At 59.7% G+C, this 21,660-nt stretch carries 24 protein-coding genes; 14 read left to right on the top strand and 10 right to left on the bottom strand.

The window, feature by feature from the left end; all coding sequences use genetic code 11:
* Positions 1-29: 29 nt before the first annotated feature.
* The 3 genes from LC298_RS07105 to msrB form a co-directional block, all read right to left on the bottom strand.
* A complete protein-coding gene (locus tag LC298_RS07105) occupies positions 30-2,159 on the bottom strand; it encodes a S9 family peptidase (RefSeq protein WP_131567762.1) in 2,130 nt (709 codons plus the stop codon).
* A gap of 88 nt (positions 2,160-2,247) precedes the next feature.
* Positions 2,248-2,958 carry a haloacid dehalogenase type II gene (locus LC298_RS07100; protein ID WP_131567764.1) on the bottom strand — a complete coding sequence of 237 codons (711 nt, stop codon included), beginning with the start codon at positions 2,956-2,958 and terminating at the stop codon, positions 2,248-2,250.
* 15 nt (positions 2,959-2,973) lie between these two features.
* Positions 2,974-3,384 carry a peptide-methionine (R)-S-oxide reductase MsrB gene (gene msrB, locus LC298_RS07095; RefSeq protein WP_131567766.1) on the bottom strand — a complete coding sequence of 137 codons (411 nt, stop codon included), beginning with the start codon at positions 3,382-3,384 and terminating at the stop codon, positions 2,974-2,976.
* 237 nt (positions 3,385-3,621) lie between these two features.
* Between msrB and LC298_RS07090 the strand changes: the two genes are divergently transcribed.
* From LC298_RS07090 to LC298_RS07050, 9 genes are all read left to right on the top strand, one after another.
* Positions 3,622-5,979, top strand: coding sequence for a putative monovalent cation/H+ antiporter subunit A (locus tag LC298_RS07090; RefSeq protein ID WP_131567768.1), 2,358 nt, complete (start codon positions 3,622-3,624; stop codon positions 5,977-5,979).
* 2 nt (positions 5,980-5,981) lie between these two features.
* The gene (locus LC298_RS07085) at positions 5,982-6,401 is read left to right on the top strand and encodes a Na+/H+ antiporter subunit B (protein ID WP_131567770.1); all 420 of its coding nucleotides are present in this window, start codon (positions 5,982-5,984) and stop codon (positions 6,399-6,401) included.
* Positions 6,401-6,778 (top strand): Na+/H+ antiporter subunit C, encoded by a 378-nt coding sequence (locus LC298_RS07080; RefSeq protein WP_131567772.1) that lies wholly within the window; start codon positions 6,401-6,403, stop codon positions 6,776-6,778. Before LC298_RS07085 ends, LC298_RS07080 begins: the two co-directional genes overlap by 1 nt.
* An 18-nt stretch (positions 6,779-6,796) precedes the next feature.
* Positions 6,797-8,401: a Na+/H+ antiporter subunit D gene (locus LC298_RS07075; RefSeq protein WP_131567773.1), complete on the top strand. Its 1,605-nt coding sequence runs from the start codon at positions 6,797-6,799 to the stop codon at positions 8,399-8,401.
* Positions 8,398-8,871, top strand: a complete 474-nt coding sequence (locus LC298_RS07070; RefSeq protein ID WP_131567775.1) for a Na+/H+ antiporter subunit E — start codon at positions 8,398-8,400, stop codon at positions 8,869-8,871. Before LC298_RS07075 ends, LC298_RS07070 begins: the two co-directional genes overlap by 4 nt.
* Positions 8,868-9,353 (top strand): cation:proton antiporter, encoded by a 486-nt coding sequence (locus tag LC298_RS18180; RefSeq protein ID WP_131567777.1) that lies wholly within the window; start codon positions 8,868-8,870, stop codon positions 9,351-9,353. Before LC298_RS07070 ends, LC298_RS18180 begins: the two co-directional genes overlap by 4 nt.
* A gap of 1 nt (position 9,354) precedes the next feature.
* Positions 9,355-9,696, top strand: coding sequence for a monovalent cation/H(+) antiporter subunit G (gene mnhG, locus LC298_RS07060; protein ID WP_131567779.1), 342 nt, complete (start codon positions 9,355-9,357; stop codon positions 9,694-9,696).
* 208 nt (positions 9,697-9,904) lie between these two features.
* Complete coding sequence (locus tag LC298_RS07055; RefSeq protein WP_131567780.1) at positions 9,905-10,324, top strand: Ros/MucR family transcriptional regulator; 420 nt, start codon at positions 9,905-9,907, stop codon at positions 10,322-10,324.
* 807 nt (positions 10,325-11,131) lie between these two features.
* Positions 11,132-12,103 carry an IS1595 family transposase gene (locus tag LC298_RS07050; protein WP_131567782.1) on the top strand — a complete coding sequence of 324 codons (972 nt, stop codon included), beginning with the start codon at positions 11,132-11,134 and terminating at the stop codon, positions 12,101-12,103.
* Positions 12,104-12,123: 20 nt separating this feature from the next.
* Here the strand turns inward: LC298_RS07050 and LC298_RS07045 are convergent, their stop codons facing one another.
* Both LC298_RS07045 and LC298_RS07040 read right to left on the bottom strand, forming a co-directional pair.
* Positions 12,124-12,684 carry a hypothetical protein gene (locus tag LC298_RS07045; protein ID WP_131567784.1) on the bottom strand — a complete coding sequence of 187 codons (561 nt, stop codon included), beginning with the start codon at positions 12,682-12,684 and terminating at the stop codon, positions 12,124-12,126.
* Positions 12,685-13,141: 457 nt separating this feature from the next.
* Entirely contained in the window at positions 13,142-13,279 is a 138-nt protein-coding gene (locus tag LC298_RS07040; protein ID WP_158284738.1) for a hypothetical protein, read from the bottom strand.
* Positions 13,280-13,791: 512 nt separating this feature from the next.
* Between LC298_RS07040 and LC298_RS07035 the strand changes: the two genes are divergently transcribed.
* Together LC298_RS07035 and LC298_RS07030 are read left to right on the top strand one after the other, a co-directional pair.
* The gene (locus LC298_RS07035; protein WP_131567786.1) at positions 13,792-14,238 is read left to right on the top strand and encodes a helix-turn-helix domain-containing protein; all 447 of its coding nucleotides are present in this window, start codon (positions 13,792-13,794) and stop codon (positions 14,236-14,238) included.
* Positions 14,231-15,025 (top strand): DUF6456 domain-containing protein, encoded by a 795-nt coding sequence (locus LC298_RS07030; protein ID WP_131567788.1) that lies wholly within the window; start codon positions 14,231-14,233, stop codon positions 15,023-15,025. Before LC298_RS07035 ends, LC298_RS07030 begins: the two co-directional genes overlap by 8 nt.
* 21 nt (positions 15,026-15,046) lie before the next feature.
* Here the strand turns inward: LC298_RS07030 and LC298_RS07025 are convergent, their stop codons facing one another.
* Both LC298_RS07025 and LC298_RS07020 read right to left on the bottom strand, forming a co-directional pair.
* Positions 15,047-15,472, bottom strand: coding sequence for a SufE family protein (locus tag LC298_RS07025; protein WP_131567790.1), 426 nt, complete (start codon positions 15,470-15,472; stop codon positions 15,047-15,049).
* 144 nt (positions 15,473-15,616) lie between these two features.
* Positions 15,617-15,958: a DUF5330 domain-containing protein gene (locus LC298_RS07020; RefSeq protein WP_131567791.1), complete on the bottom strand. Its 342-nt coding sequence runs from the start codon at positions 15,956-15,958 to the stop codon at positions 15,617-15,619.
* A 449-nt stretch (positions 15,959-16,407) separates the two neighbouring features.
* Between LC298_RS07020 and LC298_RS07015 the strand changes: the two genes are divergently transcribed.
* The 3 genes from LC298_RS07015 to LC298_RS07005 are packed head-to-tail and all read left to right on the top strand — an operon-like array spanning position 16,408 to position 19,210.
* Positions 16,408-17,919 carry a sensor histidine kinase gene (locus LC298_RS07015; RefSeq protein WP_131567793.1) on the top strand — a complete coding sequence of 504 codons (1,512 nt, stop codon included), beginning with the start codon at positions 16,408-16,410 and terminating at the stop codon, positions 17,917-17,919.
* Complete coding sequence (locus LC298_RS07010) at positions 17,897-18,838, top strand: peptidoglycan-binding domain-containing protein (protein ID WP_131567795.1); 942 nt, start codon at positions 17,897-17,899, stop codon at positions 18,836-18,838. The genes LC298_RS07015 and LC298_RS07010 overlap by 23 nt, the downstream gene beginning before the upstream one ends.
* Positions 18,839-18,850: 12 nt before the next feature.
* Complete coding sequence (locus LC298_RS07005) at positions 18,851-19,210, top strand: DUF1491 family protein (RefSeq protein WP_131567797.1); 360 nt, start codon at positions 18,851-18,853, stop codon at positions 19,208-19,210.
* An 11-nt stretch (positions 19,211-19,221) separates the two neighbouring features.
* Here the strand turns inward: LC298_RS07005 and LC298_RS07000 are convergent, their stop codons facing one another.
* The 3 genes from LC298_RS07000 to LC298_RS06990 form a co-directional block, all read right to left on the bottom strand.
* Positions 19,222-20,205: a DUF2336 domain-containing protein gene (locus LC298_RS07000; protein WP_131567798.1), complete on the bottom strand. Its 984-nt coding sequence runs from the start codon at positions 20,203-20,205 to the stop codon at positions 19,222-19,224.
* A 312-nt stretch (positions 20,206-20,517) separates the two neighbouring features.
* Complete coding sequence (locus LC298_RS06995; RefSeq protein ID WP_131567800.1) at positions 20,518-21,066, bottom strand: DUF1254 domain-containing protein; 549 nt, start codon at positions 21,064-21,066, stop codon at positions 20,518-20,520.
* The gene (locus LC298_RS06990; protein WP_131567802.1) at positions 21,059-21,646 is read right to left on the bottom strand and encodes a DUF1214 domain-containing protein; all 588 of its coding nucleotides are present in this window, start codon (positions 21,644-21,646) and stop codon (positions 21,059-21,061) included. Before LC298_RS06990 ends, LC298_RS06995 begins: the two co-directional genes overlap by 8 nt.
* Positions 21,647-21,660: the final 14 nt, after the last annotated feature.

Raw genomic sequence — 21,660 nt, 5'->3', positions numbered from 1 at the left:
CCTCTGAACACCACGCGAAACCTGATGCCTCACGCCTTGCCCGCAACCTTCAGCGCGAAGGCGTAGTTGAAGGCGATTTCCTCGAGGCGCGAGAACCGCCCGGACGCGCCGCCGTGCCCCGAATCCATGTTTGTCTTCATCAGGAAGGGGCCGTTGCTGGTGGAATGCTCCCGAAGTTTCGCCACCCATTTCGCCGGTTCCCAATAGGTGACGCGCGGGTCGGTCAGCCCGGCGACCGCCAGCACTGGCGGGTAGGGCAGGGCGGCGACGTTGTCATAGGGCGAATAGGAGGCGATCGTTTCGTAGTCCTCCTTCGAAGCGATCGGGTTGCCCCATTCCGGCCATTCCGGCGGCGTCAGCGGCAGGGTGTCGTCGAGCATCGTGTTCAGCACGTCGACGAAGGCCACCTCTGCGATGATGCCGCCGAATGCGTCCGGCGCGAGATTTGCGGCCGCGCCCATCAGCATGCCTCCCGCCGACCCGCCCTGGGCGATGATCCGGTCGGCGGAGGTGTATTTCTCTTTCGCCAGGTGGCGCGCGACGGCGGCGAAATCCTCGAAGGTATTCGTCTTCCTTATCCGCTTGCCGTCCTCGTACCATCCGAACCCCTTGTCCTTGCCGCCGCGGATATGGGCGATCGCATAGACGAAGCCGCGGTCGACCAGCGACAGGCAGTTGGTGTTGAAGGACGCGGGAATGGTGATGCCGTAGGATCCGTAGCCGTAGAGCAGGCACGGGGCGCTGCCGTCCAGTTTCGTGTCCTTGCGGTGCAGCAGGGACACCGGAACCTCGGCGCCGTCATGCGAGGGCACCATGATGCGGCGCGTGACGTAATCCTCCGGATCGTGGCCGGACGGCACCTCCTGGGTCTTTCTCAGCACGCGCTGGAGCGTCCGCATGTCGTAATCGAAAACCTGCGCCGGCGTCGTCATCGACGAATAGGTGAAGCGGATGACCTCGGTCTCGTATTCATACGAGCCCACCAGCCCGAGCGAGTAGGCCTCCTCGTCGAACGCGATCCCGTGTTCCTCGCCCGTCGAACGGTCGCGCACGACGATGCGCGGCAGGCCGTTCTCGCGTTCCAGCCACACGATGTGGTTGCGATAGGCCTGGACGCTGATGATCAGCCGTCCGGGTTGATGGGCGACAAGTTCGCTCCAGTTGGCCTTTTGCGGCGCGTCGACCGGCGCCGTCATGATCTTGAAGTCCTTCGCGCCGTCGGCATTGGTAAGAACGAAGAAGACGTCGCCGCCTTCCTCGAGACTGTACTCATGGCCTGTCTTTCGCGGTTCGACGAGCATGGGCTCGCCATCCGGATCGTCGGCCCGGATCAGCCGGTATTCGCTCGTTTCGTGATCATGCACGCTGATGAAGATGAAATCATGCAGGCGGCTACCGCCGGCATCCATGAAGAACCCCGCATCGGCTTCCTCGTAGACGAGCCGGTCGTCTTCCTGCGGCGTTCCGAGCGCATGATAATAGAGCTTCGAGGGCCGGTGGTTGGCATCGAGCTTGGCGTAGAAAAATCCCTTGCAGGCCGCGTCCCATACCCCGCCGCCATTGCTGTCGAGGATCATGTCCTCGTAGTCGGCCAGCGTGTCGAGATCGCGGACGCGCAGGGTGAAGAACTCCGATCCCTTGTCGTCATAGCCCCACAGAAGCTTGTGGTGGTCCGGCGAGTGATCGGCCGACGACAGCCGGAAATATGCCTTGCCCTCGGCTTCCTTGTCCCCGTCCAGCAGTGTCGTGCGGCGTTCGTCTTCATCTTCTTCCGCTTCTGCGCGGCCGCGCGGCATCCGCTGAAACAGTGGCTGCTGGCCGCCCTTGCGGTAAGATGAGGCATAGGCCCAGGGCCCGTCGGGGGAGGGAACCGTGGAATCGTCTTCCTTGATCCTGCCCTTCATTTCCTCGAACAGCGTCTTCTGCAACGCCTTCGTGTCGGCCATCAGGGCTTCCTGATAGGCGTTTTCGGCTTCCAGATGTTTTCGGATCGCGGGGTCGAGAACCTCCGGCGTCTTGAACACCTCCTGCCAGTTGTCGGCGCGAAGCCAGGCATAGTCGTCGGTGCGGGTGATGCCGTGACGGGTATCGGTCACCGGCCGTTTTTCGGCGCGGGGGGCATTGGCAGCAGCAGCGGAGGAAAACGGATATCTGGTCATCGGGGCTTTCACGGTCACGGGGATGAAACGGGTGGGAAGCAGATCTGGTCCCGAACATGGGACGCACTGGAGGTCAAGACAATGGGGGTCAGCAGGCAAGGTGCAGGGCCAGATCCTCCAGATCGCGCGCGACGATTTCCCAGTCGCTTTCCGCCCTCAGATCCGTGGTCTGGTCCGGCCCGTATTCGATGGTTCGGGGAATGAAACAGGTCTGAAGGCCCGCATTCCGCGCCGCCGCCAGATCATCATTGTGCGCGGCGACCATCATGACCTCGGCAGGATCCAGTTGCAGTGCCGCGCACGAACGCAGGTAAGCTTGCGGGTCGGGTTTGTAGGCGCGCGCGAGACCGGCGCCGAGAATGCAGTCCCAGGGAAGGTTGCCGAACTTCGACAGGCGGGTCATCAGCGCAATAGAGCCGTTCGAGCAGGGCGCGATGATGAAACGCGACTTCAGGCGCGAGAGCCCTGCCACCGTGTCCGGCCATGGTGTCAGCTTTTCCCAGGCCTTGTTGAGATCGGCCCGGTCATGGACGTCGAACCGGTCGGTGAGCCCGAACTCGCGGAGCGTGGCGTCGAGGTTCTCTCGATGAAGAACATCGAGATCGGCATAGGACCTCCGCCCGGCCCGGATCTCCTGCATTGCGGGCTGGTATCTCGCGCGCCAGGCGTCGGCGAAGGCAAATGAATCGATCTGGCAACCCTTTTCCCTAACCATCTGGGAGACAAGCGCCTCTACCGCCGAACGCCAATCGACGCAGGTCCCGAAGACGTCGAAGAACAAGGCTTGCGGAGAAGGCATCGCTTCAGCCGAACATCATGCATCGGGAGTGAAGTTCATCGCCGTTCCGTTCATGCAGTAGCGAAGCCCGGTTGGTTGCGGTCCGTCGTTGAAAACGTGTCCGAGATGAGCGTCGCATACCGCGCAACGGGTTTCCGTGCGCACCATGAAGAAGGACCGGTCCTTGTGCGCCGTAACCGCATCGTCGCTGATAGGAGCCGTGAAACTGGGCCAACCGGTCCCGGAATCGAATTTCGTCTCTGAGCGAAACAGCGGGCTGTCGCAGCATACGCAGGTGTAGAGGCCGGCTTCCTTCGTGTCCCAGTTGGGACCCGTGAACGCACGCTCCGTGCCGCCCTTGCGAGCTATCTGGAATTGCTCGGGTGTGAGTTGCTCTCGCCATTCCTGCACCGTCTTCTGGACTTTCGGCGTTTTCGTATCTGACATCGGGGTACCTCTCGGCAACAGACATAAGGGCGGCCGCGGGGCGCGGCAACCGGGTAGCAGAGGCGTGGCGCGGTGCCTGCCGCCAGAAAGCGTTGTACAAGTCTTGCCACGGCATCCCGCCGCACCGCGGGGACTTGTAGTTTTTTTTAACTCCACGTAGTTCGTGGCACGATGAAACCAGCCACTCAAGCAATGCCATCGCATGCGTCGGGTTAGACACAGGGTGCGTGACAGGATATGACCTTCTACGCGCTCTTTGTGCCGTTCGTTGCAGCAATATTCGCACCGGCGTTGACGCGGCTGTTCAAGCATAACGCGGCCTGGATACTGGCCCTCGCTCCCGCGGGACTGTTTCTGCATTTTCTGGGCTTTGTCGAAGGCGTCGCGGCGGGTGAACGGTTTACCGGGGGCGTCAGGTGGCTTCCCTCGTTCAACGTCAACTTCTCATGGTTCGTCGATGGCCTCTCGCTGACATTCGCGCTCCTCATTTCAGGCATCGGCACGCTGATAGTGCTCTACTCGGGCGGCTATCTGAAAGGTCACAGGCATCAGGGACGGTTCTTCTCGTTTATTCTGATGTTCATGGGTGCGATGCAGGGACTGGTCCTGTCGGACTCGTTTCTGATGCTTTTCGTATTCTGGGAATTGACGTCCATCACGTCGTTCCTGCTCATCGGTTTCAATCATGCGGAGGAGCGGTCGCGACGTTCGGCGATCCAGGCTCTGGTAGTGACCGGCCTCGGGGGACTTTCCCTTCTCGCCGGATTGCTGATGATCTGGAATATCACCGGACTGAGCGAACTGTCGTTGTTGCTCGCATCGGGCGACCTGTTGCGCGATAGTCCGTTCTACCTCGCCGCTTTTGTACTGGTGCTCGGCGGCTGTTTTACGAAGTCGGCGCAGTTTCCACTGCATTTCTGGCTCCCGAACGCAATGGAGGCGCCCACTCCGGTGTCGGCGTATCTGCACTCGGCAACGATGGTAAAGGCCGGTGTTTACCTGTTGATGCGCCTCAATCCGGCGATGGGGGACACGGTTCCCTGGGAGACGGTTCTTCCCGTCTTCGGCGGCGCGACGCTGATCGCGGGAACGCTGCTAGCCGTTCGACAGACCGACCTCAAACTGATGCTTGCTTATACCACGATGGCCTCGCTGGGCCTCCTCGTCATGCTGACCGGGTTCGGCACAGAAAAGGCGATCGAGGGCGCGATCCTCTATCTCGTCGCTCATTCGATGTTCAAGGGATGCCTCTTCATGGTGGCGGGCAATGTCGATCACGGCACCGGCACGCGGGACATCACCAGGCTTGGCGGCCTCATGACGGCTATGCCGCTCACGTTCGGCGCTGCGATCCTGGCTGCTCTTTCGATGGGCGGTCTGCCGCCATTCTTCGGTTTTCTGGCAAAGGAGGAGATGTATTACGGGCTGGCTTCGCTCGATCCGTGGTCGCTAACGTTTCTGGCGGTCGCGATGGTTGGCAACGGTCTCATGTTCGCAGTCGGCTTTGCGGTCGCAATAAAGCCGTTCTTCGGCCCGAAGGTCGAGACGCCCGAACATCCTCACGAAGGCCCGGTTTTACTGTGGGCGGGGCCGGTCGTGCTGGCGGTTGCGGGCCTTTTTTCGGCGCTCTTCTCATCCGAATTCCACCGGTTGATCTCGAATCCGATGGCCGGGGCGGTCGCCGGACATGATGCCGACATCACGATCTCGGTCGTGCCGCATCTCGGTACCGCGCTCTATCTTTCGCTGGCGACGGTCGCGCTCGGGATCGCCTTCTATCTGGGTTTCGACCGGCTGCGCAGCGGGATGGCGGGCTTGCTGACTGCGATCGGCTGGGGGCCGGACCGCGGCTTCGATCAGGTGATCGACGGGATCGTTCGTCTTTCCACCGTTGTGACGCGTTGGGTGCAGAACGGCCGGATGGAGTACTACGTCACTGCGACGTTCATCTTGCTCGTTCTTGCCATCTTCATACCCATGGGGCTCGCAGATGAATGGCCCGAACTTCCGGAATTTCCGACGCTTTTCTTCTACGAATGGGCAGTCATTCTGATTGCGGCTCTCGGTCTCCTTGCGGTGGTTTGGGCGAAAGACCGGCTGACCGCCATCGTTTCCCTGGGCATTCAGGGTTTTGCGGTGGCGGTCCTCTTCATGTTGATGGGCGCCCCCGACCTTTCGTTCACGCAGTTCATGGTCGAGACCCTGTCGGTGGTCATACTCGCGCTGGCGATGACCCGCTTGCGGTTGTCGCCGCAGGATCCTCGCTCATGGGCGCAATTCTTCCTCGATGGTGCGATCGCGCTGGCGAGCGGCGCAGGGTTCACCCTGTTGCTTCTCGCGGTGCTGGCTACCGAATTCAATGCGGAGCTGACGGAGTTCTTCAACACCTATTCGGTCCAGATCGCGCACGGACGGAACATCGTGAATGTGATCCTTGTCGATTTCCGCGGCATCGACACATTCGGCGAGATCGCCGTCGTGATGGTCTCCGGTCTCGCGATCCTGGCATTGATCCGTGTTCTGCCCAAACGGCGGGCGGCCAATGCCGCAGCCCCTACGAAGGAAGTTGCTGAACCCATTCAGGAGGCCGGGTAACCATGCGCACGCTGATCTTTCGCTCCGTCGCTCCCTACCTGTCGAGCCTGATGATCCTGTTTTCGATATTCGTTCTCCTGCGTGGACACAACGAACCGGGCGGCGGCTTTATCGGCGGGTTGATTGCTGCATCGGCGATGGCGATCTACGGCATCGCGTTCGGGGTTTCGCCGGTGCGGCGCGCGATCCGCTTTCATCCGATGGCACTTTCGGGCTTCGGGCTCTTTCTGGCCTCGGTTGCCGGCATCCTGTCAGTGTTTCCCGGAGTACCCTTCCTCACCGGCCTCTGGATCTATCCGGAGGTGTTCGGTGTCGAACTGGCGCTGTCGACCCCCCTGGTCTTCGACATTGGCGTCTATTTCGTCGTGTTCGGCTCGATCACGTCAACTGCGCTCGCGCTCGAAGAGAGGGAGCGCGACTGATGGAAACGGCCATGGCGATCCTGACCGGCCTGTTCTTTGCCGTATCCATCTATCTGATGTTGTCGCGCCACATCATCCGCATTCTGCTTGGCGTGGCGATCCTCTCCAATGCCGTCAATCTGACGATTTTCACCAACGGACGGATCACGCGCGAAGTGCCTCCGATTATTCCGGAAGGGAAGGCATTCCCGGTCGAGGCAGTTGCCAATCCTTTGCCGCAGGCGCTGGTCCTGACGGCGATTGTCATCGCATTTGCGTTCTTCGCCTTTCTCCTCGTACTCGTCTTCCGCAGCTATCAGGAACTCGGAACCGACGACACCGACGAGATGCGCGAAGCCGAACCCCCCAACGAACCCGCGCCGCCGCTCGGCTATTGAGGACTGGATAGCAATCGGATGGCATTGGACGCGAGCTACGACGTTGATATTTCCCAAGCGATGGTGGTGGAGCTTCCGCCGCTCGCGGACTGGCTGGTGGTCGCCCCTCTCGTGGTCGGCTTCGTTTTTGGCGCGCTTTGCCTGATGACGCGCAAGGACACAGGCCGTCAGCCCTTTGTGGCAATCACCGGTCTGCTGGCGATGCTGGCCGCCGATATCGGCTTGTTTTGGCATGTCTATACGAACGGAACGGTGGTCATGACCATGGGCCGCTGGCTGCCGCCCTTCGGCATCACCTTTGCGGCCGATATGCTGGGTGCGCTTTTGGCATTGGTTACGGGCATTCTCGGGTTTGCTGGCGGCGTTTATGCGTTGCAGGACATCAGTCGGACCGGCCGCCGCTACGGGTTCTATCCCTTTCTGCTGCTGATGTTGAGCGGTGTTACCGCGGCATTCCTGACCGGGGACATCTTCAATCTCTACGTGTGGTTTGAGGTGTTGCTGATCGCATCCTTCGGTCTGCTGGTACTGGGGTCGGAGCGCGAGCAACTGGACGGCGCGACTAAATACGCATTTCTGAACCTGATCGCGACCACGCTGTTTCTCTTGGCGGTGGCCTATATCTACGGCGTGTTTGGAACGCTGAATATGGCGGATATCTCGCGCAAGGCCGCTTCCGTGCGAGACTCTGGACCGTTGTTTACAATCACCGCGATGCTGCTGTTTGCCTTCGCCATGAAGGCTGCCGCCTTCCCGCTGAATTTCTGGCTGCCGGCCTCATACCACACGCCGCGTATTGTTGTTTCCGGACTGTTTGCGGGATTGTTGACGAAAGTCGGCGTCTACGCCCTGCTTCGCATATTCCTGACGCTGTTTGGAGCCGAGCGCGACATCCTTGCCGGAACCATTGCCGTTATCGCCGCCCTGACCATGGTTCTGGGTGCGATGGGCGCGTTGGCTCAGAACGATATCCGGCGTCTCCTCGGTTATCTGGTGATCTCGGGCATCGGCAGCATGCTGGCAGGCCTCGCGCTCGGCAGTGCGACGGGATTGTCGGGCGCAGTGCTCTACGCCGTCCATTCGATGATCGTCATGACGGCGCTCTATTTCCTGGTCGGAATTATGGTGGAGCGCATGAAGGTGTTCACGTTGCGCGAAGCAGGGGGACTTTACTCGAGCGCGCCGTGGCTCGCGGCATTGGCTTTGATGTTGTTCCTGTCGGTTTCTGGACTGCCGCCGTTCTCGGGACTTTGGCCGAAGGCGCTTTTGGTGAAGGCGTCCCTCGATGTCGGTGCATGGTGGCTCGCTTTTGCCATTCTCCTGTCGGGTTTGTTGACAACCATCGCGGTTGCGCGGGTTTTCGCCTTCTCGTTCTGGCGCGAACGGGACACCGCTCAAAAAGGGGCAGGCGAGGTGCAGCCCGCACCCGCTGCGACGAGCGGCGCGATGGCCGGTTCGCTGACGGCGCTCTTGCTTCTGACCGTGGCGGTGGGCGTATATCCGGAACCGGTGGTGCGGGTGACGGATCGAATTGCTGCCGAACTGAAGGCGCCGTCGCGGTATGTGGAAGCAGTCTTTCCGCCGGGCTCAGAACCGCTCACTACGGAGCAAACCGAACCATGACCCTTTATCTCGTCAATCTCCTGATGGCGCTGGCATGGGGTGCGATCACCGGATCCTTTGAGGCGATCAATCTGCTTTTCGGCTTTGCGCTTGGCGCGCTCGCGCTGTCGCTGATCCGCGAGCAGGTCGGCTCGGTCGGTTATTTCTCCCGCTCGCGCCGGGTCATCGCCCTGATGGGGCTGTTTATCTACGAACTCGTCCTGTCGGCTGTGCGGGTCGCCGTTCTCGTCCTCAAGCCGGATATGAACCTGAAGCCGGGTATCTTCGCCTATCCGCTCAAGGTGGACCGCGATTTCGAGATCACCCTGCTCGCCAATCTCATCACGCTGACCCCGGGCACCCTGTCGGTCGATGTGTCCGATGACCGGCGGTACCTCTACGTTCACGCGCTCGACTGTTCCGATCCGGGCCAGACCCGCGAGGACATCGCCGACGGCTTCGAGCGCAAGATCCTGGAGGCGTTCCGATGAGCTCCTCGGCCGCGTTTCTCGACCTCGCCGTGCAGATCGCGCTGGCGATGCTGTCGGCGTCCTTTCTGCTCAGCGTCTTCAAGGTGATCCACGGCCCGACGCTGCCGGACCGGGTTCTTGCGCTGGACATGCTGGTCGCGGTTGCCATCGGTTTCATCGCGGTCCTCGGGATCAAGACCGGCTACACGCTTTATCTCGACGTCGCGATCGCGCTCGGGCTAGTCGGCTTCCTGGCGACCGTCGCCTTCGCCCGCTTCATCCTCGCGCGGGGCCAGATCGAGACGCGCCGCGATACGCGCACGCCGCCGCTGATCACGGCGGAGGCGCACGCCCTCACGCCCGATGCGGTGACGTCGCGGATCGATCTCGACCCGCCGGCGCCCGGTCCGCGCGCGACGCCGCCCGGCAAGTCCGGAACCGGCGGCCATGAACCGGGCGACAATGCACCGCCAAAGGGCAAGCCGGGCGAGGGGAGGCGCTGAGATGGAAATGGTGACGACCGTGATCGCCGGGGTGCTGGTGCTTGGCGGCGCCTTCTTTGCGCTGGTCGCGGCACTCGGGCTGTGGCGCTTCCCCGACATCTATTCTCGGATGCATGCCGCTTCCAAAGCCGGTACACTTGGCTCGGGACTCGTTTTGCTTGCGCTTGCCGTGCATGCGGGTGACACAGCAACGGTGACGCGAGCACTTGCCGGAATCGTGTTTTTTCTTCTCACGGCCCCAATTTCAGCGCATTTGCTTGCAAAATCTGCCTATGTAGTGGGGTACGGGTTAGCAAAAACGTCAGTGCTTGATGAAATGCGTGAATCGAAAACGCTGCGCTGATCTTCAGGAATGCATCCTATACGCTAGGAATGTTTGGAGAATATCGTAATTGCAACCTTAAGTTGTGAAAGTTGCCGCGATTTTTACTTTCGTCATGCAACAAGTTGTGATAGGTGTCATAATCGCATGGGCGCAGGTATGAGATGCGCGCGCTTCTTTATATGAAGTAACGAAAAATACAAATCGGGAATAATGGGAATAAACAAAAATGACGGAAAATGCGGGCCAAAATGATCTTCTCGCCGAACTGACAGCTGATGTGGTTTCGGCCTATGTGAGCAACAACTCGGTGCCATCGTCCGAACTTCCGTCTCTGATCTCGGAAATTCATTTGGCCCTGGGCAAGACCCTTGGCGGCGCCGCCGAGGAAGTCCAGGAGAAGCCCCGCCCGGCAGTGAACCCCAAGCGCTCGGTCACTGATGATTATATTGTCTGCCTTGAAGACGGACAGAAGTTCAAGTCGCTGAAACGGCACCTGATGAGCCATTACGGCATGACTCCGGAAGACTATCGCGAGAAGTGGGGCCTGCCGTCCGACTATCCGATGGTTGCTCCGTCCTATGCCGCGCAGCGCTCCAAGCTGGCGCGCGAGATGGGACTTGGCCGCAAGCGCGGTTCCAAGCGGTGACCATCCGATAATCGGCTCGGCTGAGAAAAGCCGCGGGCGGACGCTCGCGGCTTTTTCTATTTCTTCAGATACGCTCGCCCTTCCGGCGAGCCAGTTCGTCGCGCAGGCGGTCGCCGGCCCTCTTCAGCACTATGTGCCGGTTAAGGTCGTAGGACCAATGCCTCATTGACGCCTTCGCACGTTCGCGGCGGACGGCCAGAGTGAGCGAACTTGACCACTCTCGAAGTTGTTCAGACGTGGCGCTCCGCAACCCACGCTCCCCGGTCTCCATGGCGATCAGAATGTCGAGGGGTGAGCGCGCGAGGCGGAAGCGGCAACGCAAAGTTTCGGAATATGGTGGCGGTTTGGGGCTGGACACGTTTCTGCGCTCCTTGGTTTGAAGTCGCAGGAATCGTATTCGCGCCCCGGCAAGCGTGGATAAGTCTATTGGCCCCACACCGCGATCTCCCCGGCGCCGCAAGGAATATGAGCAAATCGCGCAATTTTTTTATCCACACCTGTTCAGCCTGATATAGGAATAAAATCTCAATTATATACTTGACAAAGTACGAGGGAATCCATAGGTTTAGGAGGCAGGGAGGACGCTATGGTGCAGAAACCCAATTACAGACGGATCGTAGAAGTCTCGGAAGCCTTCGCAGACGACTTGGAAGAAGGGGCTTTTTCGCTCGCGTTTGAACTGAAGGGCAGCGAACCGGGGATAACGGTGGTTCTTGATCGCCCCACACTAGAACGACTTCAGGTCCAAATCGCGCACGCTCTAAACCCTCAAGCCTAGCGCGCTGACGATCAGAAAGATTGATAGCCATGAAACTCGAATCCCCTATCTTCACCGACGTTGACGCAGCCCGCGAGCACCTTGAGGCGCAGCGTTGGCCGCATGGGCCGCTCTGCCCGCATTGCGGCAATGCCGACCCGGCCCGCATCACCAAGATGGAAGGCAAGAAGCACCGTCCCGGCCTCTACAACTGCATGGAGTGCCGCAAGCAGTTCTCCATCACTGTCGGCACCGTTTTCGAGCGTTCCAAGATCCCGCTCAACAAGTGGCTTCTGGCGACCTTCCTGCTTGCCTCGTCAAAGAAAGGCATGTCCGCGCACCAGTTGCACCGCATGCTGGGCGTCACCTACAAGACCGCGTGGTTCATGGCGCATCGTATCCGCGAAGCCATGAAAGGGGATGTGTCCACTTCCGGCCCCATGGGCGGCGAAGGCAAGACCATCGAGGCCGACGAAACCTACATTGGACGCCGCGAGGACGGTTACGTCTCACCCCAGCGCAAAGGCCGTCCGCTCTTGAAGCGCAAGAAGCCCGGCAAGAATGCCGTTGTCGGCCTTGTGGAACGTGGCGGCAAGGTTCGCACCGTTCATGTCCAGCACGCGACCAAAGCGTCCGTTCGTGAAATCCTTGTCCGCAATGCCGACCGCGCCTCGACACTCTATACCGACGAGTCCCGCCTCTATTGGGAGACCGGCAAGGAATACGGTTCGCACAAGACCGTGAAGCACACCGCTGGCGAATATGCCCGCCGCGAGGGTGAGGCCGTGGTCCACACGAACACCATCGAGAACGTCTTTTCGATCTTCAAGCGCGGTATGATCGGCGTCTATCAGCATTGCGGCGAAGCGCATCTGCACCGCTACCTTGCCGAGTTCGATTTCCGCTACAACCGCCGCACCGCGCTCAAGGTGACTGACACAGAACGCCACGACGATCTGCTGTCACGCATCGGCGGCAAGCGCCTTACCTATCGGCGGACTAACGAAGCCGGTTACGCTTAAGCAGAAAGCGCGTAGGCTTTTCAGGAAACGTAAGAATCTGAAACGCTAGACGGCGCATATTCGGCCTCGATTTGCACCATTTCAGCGAGAGGTTGCACCGCCTCGCGTATCCACTTCTTGAAGCCATTCCTAAACTTGATTAGCAACGCGCCAACTATCGAAATAACCACGGTCAGCGGTGATTTGGCCATAGCCATTAAGATCAAGGCCAGCTGCGCTTCGCCGACAAGGCGCGTGACATTCCGTCGTGTCTCAGGGTTCTCGATCATCGCAATGGCATCAAACAGCGCGCTCTCGGACCTTTTCAAGTTTGTTCGGCGCAGGTTCCAGCGGAAAAGTAAGAACCGAGGCAACGTGAGTTCGTGCGCAAACCGAATCCCCTTCTCCAAAGATGAACGGATGGTTCGATATTGAGGGGAGCCGAGGTCAATCTCTCCACGCACCCCCATATCGAAAAGCGCATCACGCTTTTCGAACATCACTTGCCGCGCGTAATCTGTGCATACGTCTTGCCAAGGACCGTAAAACAACAAGCAGAGCGCAACTAGCGTAAGAACCGCCCAAACAGCCTCATTTTCCATGATTACGGCCTCCGATCATCAGGGTTCGTTTTGCCCGCCGGCGTCAAACCTGAAGACGACCTACCGGGGTCAATTTGCGTCTCCAGACCTCTTATTCGCTCCTGAAAATACTCCGTTTTCCTGTGCCGAAGCTTGCGTTCAACGACTGCCCACGCAGCTGCAGCTCCCGCCAATGTAATAGATAGAATGAATTTGATGTCCGCCAAGAAGGATACCGCCAAAGATACTACGGTTTCCTTACCTGCCAGAGGCGCAAGCCCTCGCATGAAAAAAACGATCGCTACCACGACGGCAGCAGACCTAATCAAGGTTCGAATAGTCCTGTAGAACTGATCAACTCGATGAAGTGTCAACGACACATCCCGTGGCTGCACAACAGGACCTGTTTTCCGTGTCATTGATTCTCCGCCCGATTCAAGGGGAGAATATTCACAACATACGCAAACTTCTCAAGTCTTTAGTTTTTTTCCTTGGTCTTGGTCTGCTTGCTTTTATCTTGTTTTTTACCACCCTTAGGATCGGGCGGCGTCTCCAGCATCCGCTTGAGCGTCTCGTTGAAGCGGGCCTCATCTTCCTGGCGGTCTTTATCGGGCATGGTCTTATCCCCAGCTTCCACACAGTCACACACAACATATTGGGTTTTTGCTCATGGGCGATCCTAGCGCTTGACCGCAATCTGCGAGTCGCCTTTTCTGGGCGTGCCTTCCGCGATGGAAGGGCGGTGATTCGGTGTCCTACCACCTAAACCACCGCCCTGCCTTGTGCCCGGAGGGCTGGCGCACCGCATTTCTGCGGGTGCATTCAGGCTCCGCCATCGGGAGCCTGTCTCAGTGGGGGTGTGGGACTGGAGTCCCGGAGGCGGCTACCGATCCTCTCCCTCGGGTTCGATCCCCGACACCTCCACCGAATCTTTGTGCATCAAATGCACAAGATGCATATTTTGCCACTTTTAGCAGGACTACAAGACACTCCCGAAAATTTAGTTTCCGATGTGGAAACTTTTATCCGGCCTGTCACGCACTCCCTGTTTATCGAATCAGCCGTACTTTGTCACGTATATAATTAGGAATAAAATCCTATAACGGGAAAATGCGGATGTTACGAAACATGAGCGAACTGAAACCGGTGCGGTTGGTTGCCGGAACCAGGGGTTGGGAAGAGGGTGTTCCCGACACTTCTTTCGAGGAATACGGGTCCGTCGGCCGCCAATGCAGGCGCTACGAGCAGGCGCTGGAGCTTTGCGAGGGGCTGATTGACCTGCTGTCGGTCTTTTACGACGTCAGCAGTCGGCAGCTTCGCTCGGAAAGGCGAACGTCTGAGCCTGTTTGCCGGGTACGACAGATCGGGATGTACGTGGCTCATGTGACCTTCGGGATGAAAATGGACTGGGTAGCCGACGGCTTTCGCCGGGACAGGTCCACCGTCGTTCACGCGTGTCACGCGATTGAGGATCTGCGCGACGACGAGGATTTCGACATCCTGGTCGCGCGCACCGAGAAACTCGCGATGATTGCATTGCCTGCAGAGTGTGGAGAGTTCTCGGAAGATGAGTGACGCACGGATGCAGAAAAGAGCGATGCGGTTCCTTCGCATGCTTGAAAGGCGGGACGCGAAACTCGAGGCAACCGGAGATCCCGAAACTCTTCTGATGCGTTTCGAAGGCGACCGCGCGGTGCGCACGCCTCGTGCGACGATCGACGCAATGCTGCGGGGCGGGTCCGTAGGGCTGCGCGAAGGCCGCCTTCGCGTCACCGACGCCGGACGGGCGGCGCTAACGCGCTGGTCGGGGGGCTCGTTCCAGGCACAACATGGCGAGCGGATGGGCAAGGAGGCGTCGTCCGATGGTAGATCGATCGAGGTTACCGTCAATCTTGATGAGTCGCCGCTTTCGTCGCTCGCTCATATGCGGCGTTCCGATGGAACTGCATGGCTCGAACGACGCGAACTGGGCGCGGGCGAGCGGCTTCGAGTGGATTTTGAGCAGGCAATGCTGCAGCCGCGTGTTACGGCCCTGTGGGAAGGCTCGCAGGTTGCCGGTAATCGGCGCAAATGGCGCAATGAGATGATGACCTTTCCTGACCGGGTCCTTGCCGCCCGGAGGCGCGTCGATGCGGCGGTCACTGCCGTCGGCCCGGACCTTGGTGGTCCACTGCTGGATATTTGTTGCTTCCTTAAGGGGCTGGAACAGGTGGAGCGCGAACGCGGCTGGCCGCGACGCTCGGCGAAGCTCATGCTCAAGACGGCGCTCTGTGCGCTCGATCGGCACTATCATCCGGAAAGGCGTGAACGCGCGTGGACGATCCGCCACTGGGGGTCAGACGGCTACCGCCCCTCCATATGATCCCGGCCGCCAACCTCGCTGCTACGCCGCTTGGGCGGCCGACCGGGCTTCGTCCTTCATGCGGGCGATCATCGATCGCAGACCATTTGAACGCTGCGGCGTCAGGTTTTCCTCAAGACCGAGGGTGTGCATCAACGACTGGGCGTCGAAGGTTTCGATCTCTGATGCCTGCTTGCCGGACATCGCGGCGATCATGATCGCGACGAGACCCCGGACGATATGAGCGTCCGAATCTCCCCGGAAATACACGACGGGGTCTTCGGCGCCGGTGATCTCCGGCACAAGCCAGACCTGGCTGACGCAGCCATTGACCTTGTTGGCCGGCGTCTTCTCGCTCTCCGGCATTTCTGGAAGCTGCCGTCCCAGTTCGATGACGTAGCGGTACTTGTCTTCCCACTCATCGAGAAACTCGAAGTCATCGATTATCGTTGCGATGTTCGGAAGCATGAACGGCCTGCCGGATAACGGTTGTCGATCGACCGGGCACCTCCCGGTCTCTCCGTTATCTAGATATGATCGGGAACAAATGGAAGAACATCGGTCCGCAGAGTTGCGGTCGGGACGCCAGGGGAGGGGAACGCTGGAGATGGATCAGATTGCAGTGTCGCCGACAGTTGTCTCCTTACTGGATGACTTGTTCATCGAAGGATGACCGTGCCGGAACATTGCATAGGCAATGACCAACCCTTCCCGTGCCCGCGCAGTGCTGTAGGAAAAAATCTCGCCGCCGGTGCTGCACATTGCAGGGTTGCGCTCGCAGATTGAGCGAAGATCGGCAACCGCCTGACCGACGAGCGATGCGACCTGAAATGCCGATGGCGCGTCACTGCCAGAGTGGTTAGCGGTGGCGGTGCGATATTCGGCAGGCGCAAACGCTGGCAGCACTGCAAGTGCGATGAAGCCCAAGACCAGCAATTTCAAGAGAAAACGCATCGTGTTCCCCGTAGTCCTCTAATCAAACCGATTCCCGCTGCCGTCGGTAATCGAAATCCGTTGGAACTATCGAAGTTCCATGGGCCGCTTTTGAAGCGGTTTTTCGTAAAACTTTAGTCATCGGACGAATTTCCCGCGTTTTCAGTAGCTTGCTTTCTCAACCGGGCGTTAACCATACTCGCTAAAGCCTCGGCGAATATGCCGTTGAACGGCCGTTTCTGCGGATTGCTGGAGGTCGGGATACCGTGGATTTATCCATTCATTAAAGGCTAGCTGCAATTCTCGGGGCGCGGCAATGGTCGTCGCAATGCATATGTAGCGAGTTGCAAGTTTTGGCGATTTTTGGGTCCTATTCTGGCCAGTACCAGCGAGTACTCGGCGAAATTGCCGAGCGGTGGACCGGAAGGGTCGCGGACCGGTCGCCACGCGACAGATCTTTGAGACAGTTGTTGGCGGAACGCCTGATCGTCCTCGCTGCCTCGGCCATCTTTCTCGTAATGCCCCTCTCGGTGCTGGTGACCGGAGTCGGGTCACCCGGAGCCTACGGCGCTGCAATGGCGATCGCACTTGTATTCGTCGCAATTCCCGTGCTGGCTCTGGCATGGATCGGTATCGCGCCGGCCCCCTGGCGCGCAGTTCCGTTCGCGGTGGGTGTTTGGGTTGCTTTGACGGGGACGCTTGCCTGGATTTCGCCGGTGCTTGCGCTGACATGCGGCGCAATCATCTATTTTGTCGCCGGCGGAAATGGCACGGCGGCGCGTCTCGGGAAAATCTGGGAGATGTCGGACGGCGGTTCTCCTTCTGCCTCCACTACCGGATCCCTGACACCAGGCGTTACGACGATCACGGTTGGCGTTGACGGTGCGATCCGCTTCAGTGACGGCGCGCGAGCGGCGCAGTTCAAAGCAGGCCGTCCGTTTATTGAGCATGTTCACTTGGCCGAGCGGATCATCGTGCTCAGCGCGATCGCCGACGCTGCTCATGGTGTTCGCGACGACCAGGAGATATCTGCGCGTCTCACCATGGATGAAGCGGGGCAGCCACATACCTTCGAGCGGGCGACACTCGCGATTCGGCGGATTGGCTGCGGAATTCTGATCACCGTCTCTCTGAAGGACGGACAAGACGTTCGTGTGGAGGAGGACATCATAGCGCGTCAGCGGTTTATCGCTACGGTGAGTCACGAACTGCGCACGCCGCTCAACTCCATCATCGGATTTTCCGATATCTTGAGGCGTGATCTGTTTGGAGCGCTCGCCAATCGGCGTCAGCGCGAATATGTCGATCTGATTCACAGTTCCGGAAACCATCTTCTGTCCGTCGTGAACACGATTCTCGATGTCTCCAAGCTGAATGCCGGAACATATACGATACATCGCGAATCATTCGATTTGAGCCGCACGATCGAGGACTGTGTGTCCATGCTGACACCGCAAGCCGGGCAGAGACACGTGACGGTCGCCGCGAATGTTGCCCCGGAGATCTCGGAGGCGGACGCCGACCGCCGTGCCGTCAAGCAAATCATCATCAATCTGCTGTCGAATGCTATCAAGTTCAGTGCCGAAGGCGGGCACGTAAGCATCGATGCTGAGCGGCGGGAGCGCGGTTTCCAGATTTGCGTTACCGACTCCGGCATCGGGATGAGCGAAGATGAAATTGGGCGAATCGGTTCACCTTTCGCGCAGGTCAACAATGCCTATACGCGCACGTGCGAGGGGACGGGGCTCGGACTGGCGATCGTCAAGGGTCTGACGGCCCTTCACGAAGGAGACCTTCGCTTCGAAAGTGCACCGGAGAAAGGCACCAAGGTAACAGTTTACATACCCGATCGTGCCATTTCCTTCGCTGGCAAAGTCAGGAACGTGGAAAGTGGAGGATCTGAGAAGCGTGGGCAGTATCCGGCGGGACAAGGTGAAGAACAATCCGGGAAGCAGGAACATGCGGTTCGACTCGCAGGATGACCGATTGACGGTCTCATCGGCGCTTGGTGCCACGGCATCCTTTGTTGGGGAGCGGCTGGCGGCTAATCCGGCAGCGGCAGGAGGCGTAACCGCCTTCGCCGTCGCGATGGCTTTTTTTGGGTCAAATGCGCTCTTCTTTCAGGAGGCCGCCCATCCGTCCGCCATTTTCGAGACCCGCCCAGCCAGTGAAGCGGTCCGCATCGCGAGCCGCCCGCCAGAGGACGCTGGCGCGGTCCCCGGTTCGAAAGCCGCCCAACCCAATGTGACGCGTTTTGTGATCGAACCGGAAGTCTCTGGCCGGACTTCGGCGGCAGCTTCTCCGCCTGCTGCTGTGCCAGTTCCGCAGCCTCGCTCGACTGTCGTGGTTCGAGCCGGTGCGCCGCGCAATACGGTTGCGGAAGGTGGGGATGCAGACGTCGCCGGTATACAGGAACTCTTGGCCAAACTGGGTTATTATGACGGAGCGGTCGACGGCTTGAAGGGCCCGATGACCAACTCCGCAATCGAAGCGTACAAGAAGAACGCGGGCCTGCGCGGCATCGAGTTGACCGACACCGAACTGCGAACATCCATGCTCAACAACATGGACGTGACGGCCGCGATCCCGGAAGCAAGGCCTGGTACGGATGAATCGGCTGGCCATCTGCATGAGGCAGCGACCACGGTCGCGAGCCTGCTTGCCGGCGAAGGCGAGGCGATGAGCCAACCGTTGCCGTCACAGATACCGTCTGCCGAAGTTGTCAAGATACAAGCGGCGCTGCGGGCGTTCGGCAATTCGGACGTTGTGGTCGACGGTGTGGCCGGTGCGCAGACCGAACAGGCTATTCGCGAGTTTCAGGCGTTGTTCCGGCTGCCGGTAACTGGCTCGGTCGATGATGGGCTGCTTGACAAGATGAGAACGGTCGGCCTCATTCAGTAGGATGAGGGCACGATGAACGGCCGGGTCACATCGGCGATTTTTGTTTCTTCCATTATGCGCCGGGTCAATGCGGAGGGTGGTTTTGCGGCTGTCCTCAAGCGGGGTTCGGACGACGCCGGCGCGATTTTTTTGTGCATGCCCGGCCCTCGCGGGAATGGCACCTCGCTCTACGGGCAGGCCCCCCAGAGCGTTATCGCCGAACGCCAGAAGACACCTTTCGGCGGGCGCCTGTTCGAATTGCTGGGTGAGGCTCTGACCGACGAGGATCTTGCTGCCAGGTTTGAGCGCGAGACGCGAATGGATCCCGATTTCTGGGCGATAGAGATCGACGCGTCAGGACGCAGCCCCGAGGAGTTCTTCGATATCGCTTAGGGTTGGGTCTTCTACGATGCGATGGAACGGGCCGTTTCGCCATCGTCCATGCCGCTGGCGCTGGAATCATTGGCGGCGAGCGCTTCGCGAGCCAGGGCAAGAAGATCGTCGCTGCGCCACTGAAGAACCTTCCGGGCGGCTTGTTCCGGAGTTACCGCCTCGTAAACGGCCTCGAATCTCGCCATCACGCCCTCCTGCTTTGACAGGGCTGGCGCCAGGCACTGGAAGATCCCACCGGCGACGGGCGTTGGCGCTTCCAGGAAACGCAGGGCATGGATCAGGTTTCTGGATGTGGGATCGGAGCAGAGCGCAGCGGCGCTTGCGACGGTCACGCACAGCCCGTCTGCAAAGGCCGTATGCAGAAGGGTTCGGTTTTGCTCTCGTGCCAATTCGAGTAACTCGCCATGGTCGGTCCCGGTCCTTCGCGGCAACCCCGTCACGGCTTCGCTCGATGCGACAACCTGCGGTTTATAGGGAGAAGGGTTTCCGGACTGGATCGGCGTGAAAGCATTATTGAGCGTCGCTGGCGATTGCGCGGCATCCCGGCTGGTGGCGGGGTCCACGCGCTGGCGCAGGTCCAACGCCCGGTCCACGCCGGCGGAGTTCATCGCGCGCAGGGCGCTGACGACCGGAAAGTTGAGGGCAGGGCGCCGTGCAATGGCGCGCGCATGCTCCTCGCCATGCTGCGAAATGATTGCCAGCAGTTCCGGGTCGGTGAGAAGGGGGCTCCGGGTCAGGATCGGCGAGCAGAGGGCAACACGAAAATCGGCAAGCGCCAGAAGCAGCGCCTTCGGCGCGAAACCGCAGCCCGCAAGAAGCGTCGCGACGGTACGCCGCGCCTCGTCGCCAATGCGCGGCAGCAGCGGCAACACCAGATCGGCAAGCATCGTCTTCTCTTCGCGACCAGCTCGGGTCCTTCGGCAGAATTGCCTCACCGCCTCGACAGCTGTCGCGTCGCTTCCCGTTAGCTCCCGCTCGCCGCCCGGACTGCGCATCCTCGTATCTTGGCCCCCGCCTGATCAATGTTGGTGCGAAGGTAATTGCCAATCATTAGCAAGTTATTAACCATGGTGCTGCAGTCCTTACGTTCAGGAACATCTGCGAGCGGGGAAGGGTGCATGGCGCAAGTTATAGCGTTTCCGAAGAGCTCGGTGCGTTCATCGGCGCATCGGACGCCGCGCGGGCCAGACGGCCGGGCCGGGTTTATCGGCAAAGTCGTCATTTTCACCGGGGTCTGGCACGAGAAGACAAGACCCCCGAAATGCCTGTCCGGCGCTAAGTCGAAGACACGCGAGAAATAACGTTGGTTAGACCGGAACAGGCGCGCATTGCGTTTGCGCAATAAAGTTTCGGACAACCTGCTCCCAACTCGGATCAGGGCGAAAGAGCCTGACTATGGCAAACCCTTCGCTACGCCGAGACTCCGCGACAATCGAACCGCGAAGCTCGTCGCGCGGATCCTGCTGAATTGCCCGTATCTGCGAGGGCATGGCAACTCCCAGCCGGATGCGTCGCGAGGGAGAGATTCTGTCATTCGACGCAAACACGATCCGGCCATGATCATCAAAGATGGCAACCGACCAGAAATCAGCGTTTGTGTCGTTGGTGATAGTGAACATCCCTTCCGCCAGATCGTAGCGGCAGACGAACTCGGCAAACATCGGATCAAGTGACTTCGCCATGGCAAGCCGGTCCGATTGGCTGTCCAGCCGCAAGGCACGGTAAGGCGCCGTCTCCGTCTCAATCTGCCGCCAGACATCGTTTTCAGAGAGGCGCGGAAGCATCAGTACAATCGCCAGGTGCACCAGCGCGGCGCCAGTCAGCCCGAGGAATGTCATTAGTAGAAACCTAGCCACTGTCGCAATCCACGCGTTCGACTGTTGGCATGACGATCTCCGAAAGCCCACGGCTGCTGGCAATCGCCGTGTCGTAAAGCGTCAGGATGAGCCGAAACGGTCCATTGGGCCCGGGATAGATCCAATTTCCGGGTCTTGGAGTCGGCGAGATTACTATGCCAAAAAATCCGTCCCTATCCCGCACCAAGGCTTGTGAATGGGTGGAGACTGGAATGCCGAGTGCAGCACTATCGATTGGGACCCCGTCCCGGACAACCTGCAGCGTCCAGAGGCGCGTGAGGGGTGTATTTCCGCTGATCCGATAGATACATGCGCCGTCAAGCGCTTCACCATCGGAATCCTCCCGCGATATAAACTGTAATCCCTCCGCAGCGGCTAGCTGAAATCTTCCGGATCGCGCTAGAAAAGCAGTCGAATAGGGGTCGGGATTGTCGCCACCGACTGACGGATGAGCCCGCCAGCCATTGACCTGCAATTCGCTGTAAAAGGGTAAATCGGCGGTCGCCCATACGGCCGACCACACGCCAAGAACGAATGCCAGAATGACCGCGTAGCTGATCGAAATTGCGTCACGGATCATGACGCACCCCGGTC

The sequence above is a fragment of the Oricola cellulosilytica genome (genome assembly GCF_019966575.1).
Lineage (GTDB): Bacteria > Pseudomonadota > Alphaproteobacteria > Rhizobiales > Rhizobiaceae > Oricola > Oricola cellulosilytica.
The sequence above is the reverse complement of the archived record's forward strand: the minus strand, read 5'-3'. Positions and strand labels throughout refer to the sequence as shown.

What these genes read in the sequence shown, in the direction of transcription:
- LC298_RS07105 (WP_131567762.1), bottom strand. Translation starts at nt 2,159, where the DNA reads ATGACCAGATATCCGTTTTCCTCCGCTGCTGCTGCCAATGCCCCCCGC.
- LC298_RS07100 (WP_131567764.1), bottom strand. Translation starts at nt 2,958, where the DNA reads ATGCCTTCTCCGCAAGCCTTGTTCTTCGACGTCTTCGGGACCTGCGTC.
- msrB (WP_131567766.1), bottom strand. Translation starts at nt 3,384, where the DNA reads ATGTCAGATACGAAAACGCCGAAAGTCCAGAAGACGGTGCAGGAATGG.
- LC298_RS07090 (WP_131567768.1), top strand. Translation starts at nt 3,622, where the DNA reads ATGACCTTCTACGCGCTCTTTGTGCCGTTCGTTGCAGCAATATTCGCA.
- LC298_RS07085 (WP_131567770.1), top strand. Translation starts at nt 5,982, where the DNA reads ATGCGCACGCTGATCTTTCGCTCCGTCGCTCCCTACCTGTCGAGCCTG.
- LC298_RS07080 (WP_131567772.1), top strand. Translation starts at nt 6,401, where the DNA reads ATGGAAACGGCCATGGCGATCCTGACCGGCCTGTTCTTTGCCGTATCC.
- LC298_RS07075 (WP_131567773.1), top strand. Translation starts at nt 6,797, where the DNA reads ATGGCATTGGACGCGAGCTACGACGTTGATATTTCCCAAGCGATGGTG.
- LC298_RS07070 (WP_131567775.1), top strand. Translation starts at nt 8,398, where the DNA reads ATGACCCTTTATCTCGTCAATCTCCTGATGGCGCTGGCATGGGGTGCG.
- LC298_RS18180 (WP_131567777.1), top strand. Translation starts at nt 8,868, where the DNA reads ATGAGCTCCTCGGCCGCGTTTCTCGACCTCGCCGTGCAGATCGCGCTG.
- mnhG (WP_131567779.1), top strand. Translation starts at nt 9,355, where the DNA reads ATGGAAATGGTGACGACCGTGATCGCCGGGGTGCTGGTGCTTGGCGGC.
- LC298_RS07055 (WP_131567780.1), top strand. Translation starts at nt 9,905, where the DNA reads ATGACGGAAAATGCGGGCCAAAATGATCTTCTCGCCGAACTGACAGCT.
- LC298_RS07050 (WP_131567782.1), top strand. Translation starts at nt 11,132, where the DNA reads ATGAAACTCGAATCCCCTATCTTCACCGACGTTGACGCAGCCCGCGAG.
- LC298_RS07045 (WP_131567784.1), bottom strand. Translation starts at nt 12,684, where the DNA reads ATGGAAAATGAGGCTGTTTGGGCGGTTCTTACGCTAGTTGCGCTCTGC.
- LC298_RS07040 (WP_158284738.1), bottom strand. Translation starts at nt 13,279, where the DNA reads ATGCCCGATAAAGACCGCCAGGAAGATGAGGCCCGCTTCAACGAGACG.
- LC298_RS07035 (WP_131567786.1), top strand. Translation starts at nt 13,792, where the DNA reads ATGAGCGAACTGAAACCGGTGCGGTTGGTTGCCGGAACCAGGGGTTGG.
- LC298_RS07030 (WP_131567788.1), top strand. Translation starts at nt 14,231, where the DNA reads ATGAGTGACGCACGGATGCAGAAAAGAGCGATGCGGTTCCTTCGCATG.
- LC298_RS07025 (WP_131567790.1), bottom strand. Translation starts at nt 15,472, where the DNA reads ATGCTTCCGAACATCGCAACGATAATCGATGACTTCGAGTTTCTCGAT.
- LC298_RS07020 (WP_131567791.1), bottom strand. Translation starts at nt 15,958, where the DNA reads ATGCGTTTTCTCTTGAAATTGCTGGTCTTGGGCTTCATCGCACTTGCA.
- LC298_RS07010 (WP_131567795.1), top strand. Translation starts at nt 17,897, where the DNA reads ATGCGGTTCGACTCGCAGGATGACCGATTGACGGTCTCATCGGCGCTT.
- LC298_RS07005 (WP_131567797.1), top strand. Translation starts at nt 18,851, where the DNA reads ATGAACGGCCGGGTCACATCGGCGATTTTTGTTTCTTCCATTATGCGC.
- LC298_RS07000 (WP_131567798.1), bottom strand. Translation starts at nt 20,205, where the DNA reads ATGCGCAGTCCGGGCGGCGAGCGGGAGCTAACGGGAAGCGACGCGACA.
- LC298_RS06990 (WP_131567802.1), bottom strand. Translation starts at nt 21,646, where the DNA reads ATGATCCGTGACGCAATTTCGATCAGCTACGCGGTCATTCTGGCATTC.